This is a genomic window from Methylocystis silviterrae, from assembly GCF_013350005.1.
GTDB lineage: Bacteria > Pseudomonadota > Alphaproteobacteria > Rhizobiales > Beijerinckiaceae > Methylocystis > Methylocystis silviterrae.
In genome coordinates this window covers 40,329-55,781 of record NZ_JABVWW010000004.1, presented here as the reverse complement: position 1 = coordinate 55,781, position 15,453 = coordinate 40,329, and the positions used below count along the sequence as shown (strand labels likewise).

The following is a 15,453-nucleotide window of genomic DNA, read 5'->3' as shown; positions in this document are numbered from 1 at the left end:
AATCGCCGGCGGGCGGCGTTTAGGCTCCGGATGTTGGTTTTCGTCGCAGGGCGAAGATCGAGCAGAGGGAGCCGCACATGCGCGCCAAGAAGACCGCCGCCGACGCAACGATTCGCGGACCGCGCGTTGAGCGCGCGATCGACGCCGCGACCTCCGTGCTCGGCTTTGACGATGCGCCATCCGCGCGGGAACTGCGCGATCCGCGCGAGCTCTATCCCAGGCCGCCCTTCGAGAAGCAGACCCAGCCCTGGCCGGGTCTCGCCGGCCTCATGACGCCGCGTCCCGATCATGGCGAGGAAAGCTACCGAGGCTCGGGGCGTCTCCTTGGCCGCAAGGCGCTCATCACCGGCGGCGACAGCGGCATTGGCCGCGCCGCGGCGATCGCTTTTGCGCGCGAAGGCGCCGATGTCGCGATCAATTATCTGCCGGAGGAGGAAGCGGACGCGAAGGAGGTCATGGACCTCATGGGCGAGGCCGACGTCAATGCGGTGGCGCTCCCGGGCGACATTCGCGACGAAGAATTTTGCCGCAAGCTCGTCGACGATGCGGCGCGCGATCTCGGCGGCCTGGATATTCTCGTCAACAACGCCGCGCGCCAGCATGCGTGCAAATCGATCCTCGACCTTACGACCGAGGATCTCGACTGGACGTTTCGAACCAATCTTTACGCGCTGTTCTGGATCACCAAAGCCGCGCTTCCGCATCTCCAGCCGGGATCGTCGATCATCAATACGAGCTCGATCGTCGCTTTCGATCCTTCGCCGCAGCTTCTGGATTATTCCGCGACCAAGGCCGCCATTCTCAATTTCACCAGATGTCTGGCGAAGCAGCTCGCCGACAAAGGCATCAGGGTCAACGCCGTTGCGCCGGGCCCCTTCTGGACGGCGTTGCAGCCGAGCGGCGGACAATTTCCCGATCACCTCGCCGAATTTGGCGCCGACAAGCCGCTGGGGCGCCCGGGACAGCCGGCGGAAATCGCGCCGCTTTATGTTCTGCTCGCCTCCAGCGAAGCGAGTTTCGCGACGGGACAGGTGTTTGGCGCGACGGGCGGCGAAGTCGGGCCGTAATCAAGCGTCGTGAATAATGCCCCGACCGACGCGTGGCGGTTCGATTGCAATCGCGTGCGTCGGCGGCTCCCCTGGCGCGCTCCGGTGGCCTCATCCAAAGCTTGGGTGACGCGCCTCACTTGCCGGCGCCGCGTGGCCTCCGTATGAAGAACGCGCCCCGCCTCAGTCAGCGAGATCCGCCTCATGTCCGACCTCACGTCGACGCGACGATTCAAGCGTGTGGTCGTCAAGCTGTCCGGGGAAGCCCTGCAGGGTTCGGCGCCGCATGGTCTCGACGCCGTCACGATCGCCCGAATCGCCGCCGACCTCGCGACCGCCGCGGCGGCGGGACATGAGATCGCCGTCGTCGTCGGCGGCGGCAATTTCTTTCGCGGCATCAAGGGCGCCGAAACCGGCATCGAGCGCGCGCGCGCCGATTCGATCGGCATGCTGGCGACGGTGATGAACGGTTTGGCGCTGGAGCAGGCGGTCGAAGGGCAGGGGCGGCAGGCGCGCTGCCTGTCAGCGGTCTCGATGCCGTCCATATGCGAATCCTTTTCGCGCCGCGCCGCCCTGCATCATCTGGCCAAGGGCCGCGTCGTCATCGCGGCCGGAGGCACCGGCAATCCCTTCTTCACCACGGACACCGGCGCGGTGTTGCGCGCCGCGGAGCTCTCCGCCGACGCGGTGCTCAAAGCCACTCAGGTCGACGGCGTCTACACCGCCGATCCCAAGCGCGATCCCACCGCGGAGCGCTACGACCGTTTGACCCATGACGAGGCGATCGCCAAAAATCTGGCGGTGATGGATACGGCGGCCTTCGCGCTCGCCCGCGAGAACAAGATCCCGATTCTCGTCTTTTCGATCGCCGAGGCCGGCGCCATCGACGGGGCGCTTTCCGGTCGGGCGCGCGCCACCCTCGTTGCGCCGTAAGACCCTTTCGCGCCCGACGATAAATCGTGCAATAAATCTTGCGCCGCGGAGCCGGAGCGCCGGCGAAGGCGGCGGCGTGCGCCTTTTTGCCACGCCACGTTCGAAATTATAAGAAGCCGAGCCGCGCGAGAGTTCGTGAGAGCGGCGACAGATCAAAGACAGGTTGTGCACATGGCGGAAACTTTTGACCTTGAGGATATGAAGCGCCGCATGCAGGGCGCGGTCGCGACGCTCAAGCACGAATTCGGCGGGCTTCGCACGGGACGCGCCTCGACGAGCTTGCTCGATCCGATTCATGTTGAAGCTTATGGGCAGGTTTCGCCGCTCAATCAGGTCGCCACCGTCAGCGTGCCCGAGCCGCGCCTTCTTTCGGTGCAGGTATGGGACAAGGCGTTGGTCATCGCCGTCGACAAGGCGATCCGCGAGGCCAATCTCGGTCTTCAGCCGACGGTGGAAGGTCAAAATTTGCGCATCCGCATGCCGGAGCTGAACGAGCAGCGCCGCAAGGAACTCGTCAAGGTCGCGCATAAATACGCCGAGGAGGCGCGGGTCTCCGTGCGCCACGTGCGCCGCGACGGCCTCGACATTCTCAAGAAGTTGCTAAAGGATCACGCGATTCCCGAGGACGACGAGAAGCGCCACGAACAAGAGGTGCAGAAGGCGACGGACGAGACGGTGAAGGAGATCGACGCCGCGCTCGCCGCCAAGGAAAAGGAAATTATGCAGGTCTAGGAAGCTGCGGCGTCGTCCGGCGCAGGTCCTATGGCCGTTTGGAACTCGAATATGACCGAAAGCGACATTTTGGAGGCGCAAACGAACGCTCAGCGCGCGCGCACGGCGCCGCGTCATGTCGCGCTGATCATGGACGGCAACGGCCGCTGGGCGGCGAAGCGGGGCCTGCCGCGCTTCGAAGGACACCGGCGCGGCGTCGAGGCGCTGCGCCGCACGGTGCGGGCGGCGATCAAGCTCAATATCGGCTATTTGACCGTCTATTCCTTCTCGGCGGAAAACTGGTCGCGACCGCGCGAGGAGGTGGAAAGCCTTCTTACGCTGCTGCACCGCTTCATCCGCAACGATCTGGCGGAATTGCACGCGAGCAATGTGCGTGTGCGCGTCATCGGCGCGCGCGCCGACCTCGCGCCCGACATTTCGGACTTGCTGCGCGAGGCCGAGCAGATGACGCAGGCGAACTCCGGGCTCACCCTCGTCGTCGCGTTCAACTACGGCGCGCGGCAGGAGATCGCGGCGGCGGCCCGCGCGCTCGCGGAAATGGTGGCGCAAGGCCGACTGAGGCCCGAGGAGATCGACGCCGACGCGATCGCGCGGCGGCTGGACACCGCGGACATTCCCGATCCGGACCTGATTATCCGCACGTCGGGCGAGCAGCGGCTGTCGAACTTCCTGCTCTGGCAGGCGGCTTACGCCGAATTCGTCTTCCTGCCGATTCTCTGGCCGGATTTCGACGAAGCGGCGCTTTCGGCGGCGATCGCCGAATACGCCCATCGGGATCGCCGGTTTGGCGGGCTTGAGGCCGCGGCGCGCAGCGCCAAGACCGCTTCATGACGGCGGATCGAAGCGACCTAAGCCGCGCCGGGCAGTCTCCTGAAAAGCCGTCTGCCGGAGGCTTCGCCGACCTTGGGCCGCGCCTCGCATCCGCCGCGGCGATGGTCATCGCCGCTCTTGGCGCGCTCTATCTTGGCGGCGACGTCTTCGCGCTCTTCTGGCTGGCGGCCGCCTTCGCGGTGAATTGGGAGTGGCAGGGCCTGATCGGCGGCGACGGGCGCGCCGCCAGAATCGCCGTCGGTGGCGCGGCGGTCGCCGCCGCAACGGCGTTCGGACGCGTCTTCATGCCGGGCGCCGCCGCGCTCGCGATTGTGGTTTTTGCCCTTGCGGGCGCAGCGCTGGCGGGAGCCGAGCGTCGCCTCTGGGCGGCGACGGGCGTTGTCTACGCCGGCGCGCTTGCCTTCTCCGTATGCCTTTTGCGCGAGTCGCCCGATTTCGGCGCGGTCGCGATCGCCTTCCTGTTCGCCGTGGTCTGGGGCACCGATGTTTTTGCCTATTTTGGCGGCAGGCTGATCGGCGGACCGAAGCTTTGGCCGCGCGTCTCGGCCGGCAAGACATGGTCGGGCACGATCACAGGCGTTCTTTGCGGCGCATTCCTGGGCCTTGTCGCCGTCTATCTCGGCGCCGGCCCGCAACTTGCGAACTGGCGTGTGTTCCTGGTCGGACTGGCCGCCGCCGCCTTCTCGCAAGTCGGCGATCTTTTCGAATCTTCGGTCAAGCGCCGCTTCGGCGTGAAGGACTCGAGCCAGCTTATTCCCGGCCATGGCGGCGCCATGGATCGGCTCGACGGCTTCATCTTCGCCAGCGCCTTCGCGGCGGCGGTGGGCCTGCTGCGCGGCGCGCCGTCGGTGGCGGCCGGTCTTTTCTTCTGGTAGGGCGGGACCCAATGACATTAGCAAACGGACAGTTTCACGCGCACGCCCCGGCCCAGCCGCCGGCGCCGGTCCCGCGCCGCATCGTGCTGCTGGGCGCGACGGGCTCGATCGGCCGCTCGACGGTCGACCTTCTCGAACGCGATCCGGAAGGATTTTCGGTGTCGGCGGTGGCGGGCGGCCGCGATGTCGAGGCGCTCGCGCGCGTCGCCCGCGCGGTCAGGGCCGAATTCGCCGCCATCCGCGACGAGAGCGCTTATGCGGCGCTCAAGGCGGCGCTCGCCGGGACCAACATTCAGGTCGCCGCGGGTCGCGAGGCGATCATCGAGGCCGCGCTGCGCGACGCCGATCTCGTGATCTCGGCCATTGTCGGCGCCGCCGGCGTGGAGCCGACCTACGCGGCGCTCGCCGCGGGCCGCGACGTGGCGCTCGCCAATAAGGAATGTCTCGTCTGCGCCGGCGTGCCCTTCATGCGGAAGGCGGCGGAAATGGGCGTGCAACTGCTGCCGATGGACAGCGAGCACAACGCCATTTTCCAGGCGCTTGGCGGCGAGGACCCCTCCCGCATCGAACGCATGATCGTCACGGCGTCCGGCGGCCCCTTCCGCACCTGGAGCAAGGAGCGCATCGCCGAGGCGAGCGTCGAGGAGGCGCTCAATCATCCCAATTGGGCGATGGGCCCGAAAATAACCGTCGATTCGGCCGGCATGATGAACAAGGGGCTCGAACTGATCGAGGCTCATCATCTTTTCGGCATTCCGGCCGAAAAGCTCGAAGTCGTGGTCCATCCGCAGTCGATCGTCCACGGCCTCGTCGCCTTTTCCGACGGCTCGGTGACCGCGGGAATCGCCGTGCCGGACATGCGCACGCCGATCGCCCACTGTCTCGGCTATCCTGATCGGCTGACGACCCCGACGCCGCGCCTCGATCTGGCGAAAATCGCCACGCTGACATTCGAGGCGCCTGATTTTGAACGGTTTCCGGCGCTCAAACTGGCGCTCGAGGTCCTGCGCGCCGGCGGCGGCCTGCCGACCGTGCTCAACGCCGCCAATGAAATCGCCGTCGAAGCCTTCCTCGATCGCCGCATTTCCTTCGACGGGATCGCGCGCCATGTGGCCGAGGCCTGCGAGGCCGCGTTGCGCGACGGAACCGCAAATGCGCCCGCAACAGTTGAGGACGCCCTCGCGGTGGACCATATTGTCAGAGAAAGATCACGATCGGCCTTGGCCGGGCGTGCCGCTTCAGGCATGTTGCTTCAGTGATCATGGCGCGCGCCGCCGGCAGGCTTGGCGCAAGCGAGACCTGCGAGACAGCGCTTTGCTAGACCTCCTGACGACCTTCGCCTTTTATCTCATCCCCTTCGTGCTCGTTCTCACGCTGGTCGTGTTTGTGCACGAATTTGGACACTTCATCGTTGGCCGGTGGTGCGGCGTGAAGGTGGACGCCTTTTCCATCGGCTTCGGACCGGAGCTGTGGTCTCGGGTGGATCGTCTCGGCACGCGCTGGCGCATCGCCAGCATTCCGCTCGGCGGTTATGTCAGCTTCCATGGGGACGCCAACGCCGCAAGCGCGCCGGACCCCGAAGCCGTGCGCGCGATGCCCGAGACCGAGCGCGCAGTGACGTTCGCCGCGCAGTCGGTATGGAAGCGCGCCGCCATCGTCTTCGCCGGTCCTTTCGCGAATTTCGTTCTGGCGATCGCGATTTTCGCAGTTCTCTTCGGGGTTTACGGACGCACGATCTATGCGCCGCGCGTCGGCTCGTTGACCCCTGATGGGGCCGGCGCCGCTGCGGGCTTCATGGCCGGCGACCTGGTGCTGACCGTCGACGGCGCGCCGGTCGGCTCCTTTTCGAATCTGCAGGAAATCGTTTCGAGTTCGGCCGACAAGAAACTCATCTTCGTGATTCAACGCGGCGATCAGCAGCTGACGCTTCCGGTCGTTCCCGCCCTGCGCGAGGTCGAAAGCGCGATCGGCAAAATCCGAATCGGCATGCTGGGCATTCAGGCCTCGAAGGCCGCGGCCGACATCCGCCAGGAACGCTACGGGCCCGCCGACGCGGTGGCGATGGGCGTGCAGGAAACATGGACGGTCGTGCGCCGCACGGGAAATTACATCGGCGGACTCGTCACCGGACGGGAGAGCGCCGATCAGCTCTCCGGACCGATTGGCATCGCGCAAGTCTCGGGGCAAATGGCGCAGGCGGTCTCCAAGGTGGGCATCGCGCCGCTGTTGAGCCTCATCGCGATTCTCTCAGTCTCGATCGGTCTGCTCAATCTCATGCCGGTGCCGCTGCTTGACGGCGGACATTTGCTGTTCTTCGCGATTGAGGCGGCGCGCGGCCGCGCGCTCAACGAGCGCGCGCAGGAGGTCGCCTTCCGAGTGGGTCTCGCGATGGTCGGCGCGCTGATGATTTTCTCGACATATAACGACATCGCGCGACTCATTCAAAAGCTCACCGGCTCAGGCTCGTAGCGCAGGTTCCGAAAAAGTGGGCAGACTTTTTCGATGAGAACCTGCTCGCTATTTTGATTTTGAGCTTCCTTATCGATCACATGATTCGATGTGATCGGCAGGCGCTTGAGCGCGCACGCAGCCGATTGTAACTATGCGGCGCGCAGGACGCCGCGTAAGCGCGCCATTCCTGTCGTAATTTGGACATGATGACGCTTGCGGCGCCACGTCTTAACCATGCGCTGACCATGAATCGTGGCTTTAACGTCACGCCTTCGACAAATTGCGGAAACACCATTTATTCTGCATTTGCAGGGTCGGGCAAACCTTGTAGAAAGAATCGCTCAACGCTGGCGAAGCGCCGATCGTCGGCGAATTTACATGAGTTTCGCGCCGCGGCCCGGGCGGCGACGTTGCGACGAGGACCTGCACTATATGCGCTCAATCAGCGGCATTTGGAAATCATCGTTCCTGTTCGCGGTTGTGGCCGCTCTGCTGGCGTTTAGCGTTCCGGCGTTCGCCGCGCCCGACATCAATCGCATCGCATTTGAGGGCAACAGCAAGGTCAAGACTGACATCTTGCAGGAGCAGGTGCGCTCGCGCGCCCACACAGCATTCAACCCGCAGCTGGCCGAGGCCGACGTCGCGCGATTGACGGAAGTCTATCGTCGGTCGGGACGCGCTGCGGCGAAAGTGAGCTATCGGACGGTTGATCTGCCGAACGGACGGGTCGACCTGGTCTTCACCGTCGTTGAAGGCGACAAGACCGGCGTTAAGGAGATTCGATTCATCGGCAATGAGGTCTATTCCACACGCCGTCTCGTCGGCATGATGGAGACGACGGAAATGAACTTCCTGTCGTTCCTCAAGACAAGCGACGTTTATGATCCCGACCGCATCGCGGCGGACCTCGAACTCATTCGTCGATTCTATCTCAAGAACGGCTATGCCGATTTCCGCGTGATCAGCTCCGACGTGCAGTTTGATCCGACGGTCGCCGGCTACATCATCACCATCGTCGTGAACGAAGGTCCGCAGTATCGCGTGTCGTCCGTTGGCGTCGAATCCCATCTGCCCGACGTCGACGGCGCGGCGTTGAACGATTTGCTGCGGCTTGCGCCGGGCGACGTCTACAACGGCGACGCGGTTGAGAAGACCGTCGAAGCTTTGTCGCGCGAAATCGCCAAGCGGGGCTACGCCTTCACCCAGGCGCGCCCGCGCGGCGAACGCAATCCGGCCGATCAGACGGTGGCGATCCAGTTCCTGCTCGAGGAAGGACCCCGGGTCTATATCGAACGCATCAACATTCGCGGCAATACGCGCACGCGCGACTATGTCATTCGCCGCGAGTTCGATATCGGCGAGGGCGACGCCTATAACCGCGTCCTGATCGACCGCGCCGAACGCCGGCTGAATGGCCTCGGCTATTTCAAAAAGGTGAAAATCACCAATGAGCCTGGCTCATCGCCCGACCGCGTGATCCTGAACGTCGACGTTGAAGATCAGCCCACCGGCAACTTCGGCGTCTCTGGCGGCTATTCGACCAACCAGGGCTTCATCGCCGAAGTGTCCGTGTCGGAAAGCAACTTCATGGGTCGCGGCCAGGCGGTTCGCCTTTCGGTGCAGGGCGGCCAGATCGCCCGCGGCGTGACGTTCAGCTTCACCGAGCCTTATTTCCTCGACCAGCGCATCGCCGCCGGCTTCGACGTCTTCGTGCGTCGACAGGACGCTTATAACTACTCGATCTACAGTTCGACGTCCTACGGCGGCACGTTGCGCTTCGGCATACCGATCACCGAAGAGCTCAGCTTCTCGCCGCACTACTCGATCTATCAGACGACGATCTCAATCCCGAACGACAAGAATCGTCCTTACAACGACTGTTTGGTGCCGGTGTTTGGCTACACGCCTGGTTTCAGTCCGTTCTACCCGCAGTCCGCCGGCTATCCGAACCTCCTGGTCAACTGCCAATCGAACGGCGAAGCCTCGCTCGCGATCAAGGAGTCGCAGGGCGGGCTGCTGACGTCGCTCGTCGGCTATTCGCTGAACTACAGCACCATCGACAACTTCAAGAACCCGCATAATGGTTGGCTGGCCTCGCTCAATCAGGACGTGGCGGGTCTCGGCGGCGGCACGCGCTATCTGCGCACGACCGGCGACATTCGCTACTTCCGCGAGATTCCCTATCTCGATGACGTGGTCGGCATCGCCCGCCTGCAGGGCGGCGATCTGTCGACCTTCGGCGGCTACAAGCCGCGCATTCAGGACAACTTCAACCTCGGCCCCAGCCTGGTGCGCGGCTTCGCGCCAGGCGGCATCGGCCCGCGCGATTCGAACATTCTGACGAGCTTCAACAACAACCGCGGCAACTCGCTGGGCGGCTCCAACTATGTCGGCGGATCGCTCGAAGTTCAGTTCCCGTTCTGGTACCTGCCCAAGGATCTCGGGCTGAGAGGCGCGCTCTTCGCCGACGCCGGTTCGCTATGGAATTTCAGCGGTAAGACGAACTTCGCCAACAATATGCCGACGATTCCCGGCGTGACCTGCATCGGCGCCTATACGGCGCAGGCGGGCTTCGGCCAGGGCAATTGCGTGGTGCCGATCGCGAACAAATTCGCGATCCGCTCGTCGGTGGGCGCTTCGGTGCTGTGGAATTCGCCGATGGGACCGATCCGCTTCGATTACGCCGTCGTGACCTCGAAGGTCTATGGCGACATCACGCAGAACTTCCGCTTCAGCGGCGGCACCAACTTCTAATGATCGGAGACGATCGCCGGGCGAACCACGCCCGGCGGACGGCTCGTGGGCCGGCTTGGGCTGCCGCACAGGTCCTTGCAGCGTGAGCGCAGCGGCCTTCTTTCCGTTGGCGCGGCCCGCGCCGTTGAGCGAGATTGCGCAGATCTCCGGCGCAGAAATTCGCGGCGGCCCTGACGGCGCGCCCGGGGCGGGCGAGTTCGCGCCGCCGCCCCTCATCATAAGCGTCGCGCCGCTCGATTGGAGCAGGCCGGGCGACCTCTGCTTCTACGACAACCCGCGCTATCGCAAGGCGCTCTCGGAGTGCCGAGCGACCGCCTGCTTCCTGCGCGAGCGCCATCTTGACCTGCTGCCTAACGCCGTCGTCGCGCTTCTCGTCGACGATCCGCAGCGCGCGATGACGCTCGCGGCCGCGCATCTCTTTCCGGACGCGCTGCGGCCCGGCTCCTTATTCCAATCCAGCGGCGTTTCTCCGGGAGCGGCGGTGCATCCGCAGGCGCGACTCGAACCAGGCGTGGTTGTTGATCCCGGCGCCGTGATCGGGCCGGGCGCCGAGATTGGCGCTGGAACGATTATCGGGCCGCAGGCGGTGATCGGTCCGAATGTGCGCATCGGCCGCGACTGTTCGATTGGCGCACATGCAAGCCTCACGCATGCGCTGATCGGCGACCGCGTCGTCATTTACCCGGGGGCGCGGCTTGGGCAGGATGGCTTCGGCTTCGCGCCGACTCGCGAAGGCTATCTCAAGACGCCGCAGGTCGGTCGCGTGATCGTGCAGGACGATGTTGAGATCGGCGCCAATACGACGATTGATCGAGGCGCGTCGCGCGACACGATTATCGGCGAGGGAACGAAAATCGATAATCTCGTGCAGATCGGCCACAACGTGGTGATCGGCCGTTTTTGCGCCATCGTCGCCCAATCTGGACTCGCCGGCTCCTGTGAGATCGGCGATTTCGTCACGCTTGGCGGACAATCCGCCGTCGCCGGCCACCTCACAATCGGCGAAGGCGCAGCGGTTGCGGCCAAATCCGGGGTGATGCGCGACCTGCCGGCCGGGGCGCGGGTCGGCGGCGCGCCAGCGCGACCGTTGCGGCGGTTCTTGCGCGGCGCGGCGCTGCTCGACCGACTCGCGCGCAAGGACAAGCCGACGTAAGACAATCAAGACACATGGGATGGCGCTCGCCATGCCCTCGATAAGGAGGAAGAAATGCCCGAGGCCGCGGCCGGCGCGACTCTGGAGAGCGCTGACATTTTGCAGATCATGAGCCAACTGCCGCATCGTTATCCGTTCCTGCTCGTCGATCGCATCTTCGACATCCGCGGCGATGAATCATGCATCGGCGTGAAGAACGTCACGGTCAACGAGCCGCAGTTTCAAGGGCACTTTCCCGAGCGTCCAATCATGCCCGGCGTCCTGCTCATCGAGGCGATGGCGCAGACCGCCGGAGTCATCGCCATCCGCGCGCTAAAAGGCGCGGATCGGTCGCGTCTCGTTTATTTCGTCACGATCGACAATGCGAAATTCCGCAAGCCGGTGACGCCCGGCGACCGCGTCGAATTCCACATGGCCAAAACCGCGCAGAAGCGAAACATCTGGTGGTATTCTGGGCGCGCGATGGTCGACGGCGCGCTGGTCTGCGAGGCGCAGATCAGCGTCATGATGGGCGCTTAGCTTCACTGAGGCGAGTGCGACAATGAACCCTTCGGTTCATCCGTCCTGTGTCGTCGAAGACGGCGCGCGGCTCGGCGCCGGCGTCGCCGTCGGCCCCTTCTGTCATATCGGCGCCGGCGTCGAGATCGGCGACGGCGCGACTCTCCTTTCCCATGTCGTCGTCGGCGGGCGGACGCGGATCGGCGCGCGCGCCCGGATTTTCGCCTTCGCCGCCGTGGGACTGCCGTCGCAGGATATGAAGGCTGCGCTCACGGAGGGCGCGCTGACGATCGGCGATGATTGCGTCATTCGCGAAGGCGTGACGATCAATGCAGGCGCGGGGGAGGGCACGCGTATTGGGGCGCGCTGCGTATTTCTTGCCGCTTCGCACGTCGCTCACGACTGTCGGCTGGGCGACGACGTGATACTGTCCAATCAGGTTCTGCTGGGCGGGCACGTCGAGATTGGGGACCATGCGATGATCGGCGGCGCGACGGCGGTGCATCAGAATGTGCGCATCGGCGCGCACGCCTTCGTCGGCGGCCTCTCGGGCGTCGAAGCCGACGTCATTCCCTTCGCGCTTGCGTCGGGCAACCGCGCGCATCTTTTCGGCCTCAACCGCATCGGCCTGCAGCGGCGCGATTTCGCTCCGGAGCGCATCGAGCGTCTACGCCGGGCGTATCGCCTGCTCTTCGTGCGAGAGGCGCGCGCGCTGAGCGAACGCATCGACTGTCTGTCACGGGATTTCGCCGGAGACGCAGACATTGCGGCGATCATAGAATTTCTGCGCGCGCCCTCGACGCGGCCGCTTTGCGCGCCTCGCGCGCGCGCTGGATCGGCATGAGCGCGCCGCGCATCTTCCTTGTCGCCGGCGAAGCCTCTGGCGATCAGCTCGGCGCAGCGCTGATGCGGGCTTTGCGCGCCGCGCGTCCGGAGACCGTTTTCGCCGGCGTCGGTGGCGAGGCGATGGCGCGCGAAGGCCTCGTTTCGCTGTTTCCGCTCGAAGACATCGCGGTGATGGGCCTCATTCCTGTCTTGGCGCGGCTGCCGCGTCTTCTCCGGCGCATCGCGCAGACGGCGCGCGCGGTCATCGATCAGGCGCCGGATTGTCTCGTCATCATCGACGCGCCGGATTTTACCCATCGCGTCGCGCGCCGGGTACGGGCCGCCCGACCTGACCTGCCGATCGTTGATTACGTCAGCCCGACCGTATGGGCGTGGCGGCCCGGCCGTGCGTCCGCGATGCGCAACTATGTCGATTGCCTGCTGGCGCTGCTGCCCTTCGAGCCGCAGGCGCATGTTCGCCTCGGCGGCCCGCGATGCGTCTATGTCGGCCATCCGCTCGTCGAGCGTCTCGACGAGTTGGCGCGGCCCCTTCAGGAGCGCGGCGCGCGCTCGCTGCTTGTTCTGCCCGGGTCGCGCCTGGCGGAAGTGCGACGCATGACGTCGATCTACGGCGACGCGCTCGAACTTCTCTTGCGCGAACGCGCCGACTTCGAGGTCGCCATTCCCGTCGCGCCGAATGTTGAGAAGACCTTGTTGCGTGAGTTGCAGGGATGGCCGTTGACGCCGCGTCTGATTGGCCAGGCGGAGAAATTCGCCGCCTTTCGAAATGCGCGCGCCGCGCTCGTCACGTCCGGCGTCGCGACGCTGGAGCTGGCGCTCGCCGGAGTTCCGATGGTGGTCGCCTATAAGGTCTCGCGCGCCGAATCGCTGCTGCGCTTTCTCGTCAAAGTCGAGTCAATCGTGCTGCCCAATCTCATCATCGGCGAGAATATTGTGCCTGAATTCCTGCAGGAGGCGGCGACGCCGCGCGCGCTCGCCGAGGCGTTGAGGCCGCTCTTGCGCGAGAGCGCCGCGCGCGAAGCGCAGCTCGCGGCCTTCAAGCGCGTCCGCGAGCGCCTGCTCGAGACAGGCCGAACGCCGAGCGCTCGGGCGGCTGACATCATCCTCGAATATGCGTCGCGCGGTCGCTCTTAGAGCGTTCTGGGATCAGAAGGGAATGTCGTCGTCGAGTTGGTCGGAAAGCTTGCCGGCCGAGGCGGGACGCCGTTCGCTAGGACCGCGCTCCATCGGCGAGGAGCGGCCAAAGGTTCCGCCGCTCTGGCTATAGCCGCCTTCGTAGTCGCCCTCGCTGCGTCCGCCCTTGCTGTCGAGCAGAGTCAGCTCGCCGCGAAAACGCTGCAGCACGACATCGGTCGCCTTGCGCTGATTGCCGTCCTTGTCGGTGTATTCGCGAGTCTGCAGCTGGCCCTCGAGATAGATCTTGGAGCCCTTGCGGCAGTATTGCTCGGCGATCTTCCCGAGATTTTCGTTGAAGATCGACACATTGTGCCACTCGGTGCGATCTTTGCGCTCGCCGGTGTTTTTATCGCGCCAGGACTCGGTGGTCGCCACCGAAAAAGAGACGACGCGATCGCCCGACGGCAGCGTCCGCACCTCAGGATCGCGGCCGAGATTGCCGATCAGGATCACCTTGTTGACGCTGCCCGCCATATCGCTCTCCGCTTGTTGACGCGTGGCACTCTAGTGCAAAGGCCGGTCCTCGGGCGCGCCGGCTCGGCTTGTCCACAGCTGATGTGGCGCCAGGAGACCGTTAATGTTCAGTTTTTGTTCTAGAATCGGTCGTAACGTCATGCAAGCATAGCGGAATTTTGTTCTCTTTTCCTAAGCTTAGCGGTTACGCGCGTCTGCGGGCTCCCGGTCTCAATCGGTCGTGACGCCGATCGCGACATCGGAAGGATCAATCTTGCGTGCGAGCCCCGCCGTCAGCCGCGCGCGGTCCAGCTCGCCCTCCCAAGCGGCGACCACGATGGTGGCGACGCCATTGCCGATGAAGTTCGTCAAGGCTCGGCACTCGCTCATGAATTTATCGACGCCGAGCACGAGCGACATGCCTGGCGCCAGCTGCGGATCGACCGCCATCAGCGTCGCCGCCAGGGTGATGAACCCCGCGCCGGAAACGCCGCTCGCGCCCTTCGACGTCAGCATTGCGACGATGAGGATGGTCGCCTGATGGGACAGATCAAGCTCGACGCCCATCGCGCGCGCGATGAACAGCGTCGTCAGCGTCATATAGATGTTGGTGCCGTCGAGATTGAAGGAATAGCCGGTTGGCACGACGAGTCCGACGACCGACTTCGAGCAGCCGAGCCATTGCAGCTTCTCCATCAGAGCGGGCAGGGCGCTTTCCGATGAGGATGTGCCAAGCACGATCAGCAGCTCGTCGCGCAGATAGGCGATAAGGCTGAAGATGTTGAACCCGGCCGCGCGCGCGATGGCGCCCAGCACGAAGACGACGAAGAGCCCGGCCGTGAGATAGAACAGACCAACGAGTCCGGCGAGCGACAGAAGCGCGGCTGAGCCGTATTTCGCGACCGTATAGGCCATGGCGCCGAAGGCGCCGATCGGCGCGGCTTTCATGATGATGGCAATGACGCCGAACATGGCGTGGCCGACGTCGTCGATGATCACCCGCAGCGCGCGGCCGCGCTCGCCGAGCGCTAAGAGCGCGAAGCCGAAGAGCAGCGAGAACAGCAAAACTTGCAGAATGTCGCCCTTGGCGAAGGCGCCGATCGCGCTGTCGGGAATGATGTCGAGAAGAAAATCGACGCCGCCGCGCTTTTCGGCGAGCGCCGTATATTTGGCGATGGCGGAAGGGTCGGGTTTTCCGGCGAAGCCGGCGCCGACCTGCGCAAGATTTCCGATCATCAGGCCAAGCGCGAGGGCGAAGGTGGAGACGATCTCGAAATAGAGGAGCGCCTTCAGTCCGACGCGGCCGACCTTGCGCGCGTCCTCAATATGGGCGACGCCCGACACCACCGTGCAGAAGATGATGGGGGCGATCGCCATCTTGATGAGCTTGACGAAGCCGTCGCCGAGCGCCTTCACCCAGTCCTGCGCGGCGGCGTGCGGCGCCAGCCAGCCGAAGAGCGCGCCAAGGGCAATGGCCGCGAGCACCTGGACATAGAGGTGGCGGTAAAGTGGCTTGCGGGTAGCGGAGGGATTGGCGGTCATGAGGGTATTGGCGCCTGCCGCGCGTAACGGGAGCAACGCATACTTTAGTATCACCTTTCGCGTCGAAACCGCCTGTCATTGCGAGCGAAGCGAAGCAATCCAGCCGTCCGCCGCCGCCTCTGGATTGCTTTGTCGGCTGCGCCTCTTCGCAACGACGGTGGGG

General features: G+C 64.7%; 14 protein-coding genes. 12 read left to right on the top strand and 2 right to left on the bottom strand.

Translation table 11 applies throughout. From position 1 onward, the window contains the following. Positions 1–77: 77 nt before the first annotated feature. The 12 genes from HUN39_RS05600 to lpxB all read left to right on the top strand — a co-directional run bounded on the left by HUN39_RS05600 (position 78) and on the right by lpxB (position 13,253). Positions 78–1,067, top strand: a complete 990-nt coding sequence (locus HUN39_RS05600; RefSeq protein WP_232365935.1) for an SDR family oxidoreductase — start codon at positions 78–80, stop codon at positions 1,065–1,067. 183 nt (positions 1,068–1,250) lie between these two features. Next, positions 1,251–1,979: a UMP kinase gene (pyrH, locus tag HUN39_RS05595; RefSeq protein WP_175093492.1), complete on the top strand. Its 729-nt coding sequence runs from the start codon at positions 1,251–1,253 to the stop codon at positions 1,977–1,979. Between the two features lie 171 nt (positions 1,980–2,150). Continuing rightward, on the top strand, positions 2,151–2,711 hold the full coding sequence (gene frr, locus HUN39_RS05590; RefSeq protein ID WP_175093491.1) for a ribosome recycling factor: 561 nt from the start codon (positions 2,151–2,153) through the stop codon (positions 2,709–2,711). Positions 2,712–2,762: 51 nt separating this feature from the next. After that, positions 2,763–3,542: an isoprenyl transferase gene (locus tag HUN39_RS05585; protein ID WP_123177459.1), complete on the top strand. Its 780-nt coding sequence runs from the start codon at positions 2,763–2,765 to the stop codon at positions 3,540–3,542. Next, positions 3,539–4,417 (top strand): phosphatidate cytidylyltransferase, encoded by an 879-nt coding sequence (locus HUN39_RS05580; protein WP_175093490.1) that lies wholly within the window; start codon positions 3,539–3,541, stop codon positions 4,415–4,417. The genes HUN39_RS05585 and HUN39_RS05580 overlap by 4 nt, the downstream gene beginning before the upstream one ends. Before the next feature lie 11 nt (positions 4,418–4,428). Further along, a complete protein-coding gene (gene dxr / locus HUN39_RS05575; RefSeq protein WP_175093489.1) occupies positions 4,429–5,676 on the top strand; it encodes a 1-deoxy-D-xylulose-5-phosphate reductoisomerase in 1,248 nt (415 codons plus the stop codon). 55 nt (positions 5,677–5,731) lie between these two features. Beyond that, positions 5,732–6,886, top strand: a complete 1,155-nt coding sequence (locus HUN39_RS05570; RefSeq protein WP_175093488.1) for a M50 family metallopeptidase — start codon at positions 5,732–5,734, stop codon at positions 6,884–6,886. Between the two features lie 360 nt (positions 6,887–7,246). Then, positions 7,247–9,622 (top strand): outer membrane protein assembly factor BamA, encoded by a 2,376-nt coding sequence (bamA, locus tag HUN39_RS05565; protein ID WP_408631390.1) that lies wholly within the window; start codon positions 7,247–7,249, stop codon positions 9,620–9,622. A gap of 82 nt (positions 9,623–9,704) precedes the next feature. Further along, a complete protein-coding gene (lpxD, locus tag HUN39_RS05560; RefSeq protein ID WP_175093487.1) occupies positions 9,705–10,775 on the top strand; it encodes a UDP-3-O-(3-hydroxymyristoyl)glucosamine N-acyltransferase in 1,071 nt (356 codons plus the stop codon). A 54-nt stretch (positions 10,776–10,829) separates the two neighbouring features. Next, complete coding sequence (gene fabZ, locus HUN39_RS05555) at positions 10,830–11,294, top strand: 3-hydroxyacyl-ACP dehydratase FabZ (protein ID WP_175093486.1); 465 nt, start codon at positions 10,830–10,832, stop codon at positions 11,292–11,294. Positions 11,295–11,316: 22 nt separating this feature from the next. Then, entirely contained in the window at positions 11,317–12,117 is an 801-nt protein-coding gene (gene lpxA, locus HUN39_RS05550) for an acyl-ACP--UDP-N-acetylglucosamine O-acyltransferase (RefSeq protein ID WP_175093485.1), read from the top strand. Further along, positions 12,114–13,253 (top strand): lipid-A-disaccharide synthase, encoded by a 1,140-nt coding sequence (gene lpxB / locus HUN39_RS05545; protein WP_175093484.1) that lies wholly within the window; start codon positions 12,114–12,116, stop codon positions 13,251–13,253. Before lpxA ends, lpxB begins: the two co-directional genes overlap by 4 nt. Before the next feature lie 12 nt (positions 13,254–13,265). Here lpxB and ssb read toward each other — a convergent pair whose 3' ends face one another. Then, complete coding sequence (ssb, locus tag HUN39_RS05540) at positions 13,266–13,769, bottom strand: single-stranded DNA-binding protein (protein WP_175093483.1); 504 nt, start codon at positions 13,767–13,769, stop codon at positions 13,266–13,268. Positions 13,770–13,979: 210 nt separating this feature from the next. Next, entirely contained in the window at positions 13,980–15,290 is a 1,311-nt protein-coding gene (gene dctA, locus HUN39_RS05535; protein WP_175093482.1) for a C4-dicarboxylate transporter DctA, read from the bottom strand. Positions 15,291–15,453: the final 163 nt, after the last annotated feature.

Bases quoted from the DNA above. Each gene is read 5' to 3' on its own strand.
- dctA (WP_175093482.1), bottom strand. From the start codon at position 15,290: ATGACCGCCAATCCCTCCGCTACCCGCAAGCCACTTTACCGCCACCTC.
- HUN39_RS05585 (WP_123177459.1), top strand. From the start codon at position 2,763: ATGACCGAAAGCGACATTTTGGAGGCGCAAACGAACGCTCAGCGCGCG.
- dxr (WP_175093489.1), top strand. From the start codon at position 4,429: ATGACATTAGCAAACGGACAGTTTCACGCGCACGCCCCGGCCCAGCCG.
- HUN39_RS05600 (WP_232365935.1), top strand. From the start codon at position 78: ATGCGCGCCAAGAAGACCGCCGCCGACGCAACGATTCGCGGACCGCGC.
- fabZ (WP_175093486.1), top strand. From the start codon at position 10,830: ATGCCCGAGGCCGCGGCCGGCGCGACTCTGGAGAGCGCTGACATTTTG.
- lpxA (WP_175093485.1), top strand. From the start codon at position 11,317: ATGAACCCTTCGGTTCATCCGTCCTGTGTCGTCGAAGACGGCGCGCGG.
- bamA (WP_408631390.1), top strand. From the start codon at position 7,247: ATGAGTTTCGCGCCGCGGCCCGGGCGGCGACGTTGCGACGAGGACCTG.
- ssb (WP_175093483.1), bottom strand. From the start codon at position 13,769: ATGGCGGGCAGCGTCAACAAGGTGATCCTGATCGGCAATCTCGGCCGC.
- lpxB (WP_175093484.1), top strand. From the start codon at position 12,114: ATGAGCGCGCCGCGCATCTTCCTTGTCGCCGGCGAAGCCTCTGGCGAT.
- pyrH (WP_175093492.1), top strand. From the start codon at position 1,251: ATGTCCGACCTCACGTCGACGCGACGATTCAAGCGTGTGGTCGTCAAG.
- frr (WP_175093491.1), top strand. From the start codon at position 2,151: ATGGCGGAAACTTTTGACCTTGAGGATATGAAGCGCCGCATGCAGGGC.
- HUN39_RS05580 (WP_175093490.1), top strand. From the start codon at position 3,539: ATGACGGCGGATCGAAGCGACCTAAGCCGCGCCGGGCAGTCTCCTGAA.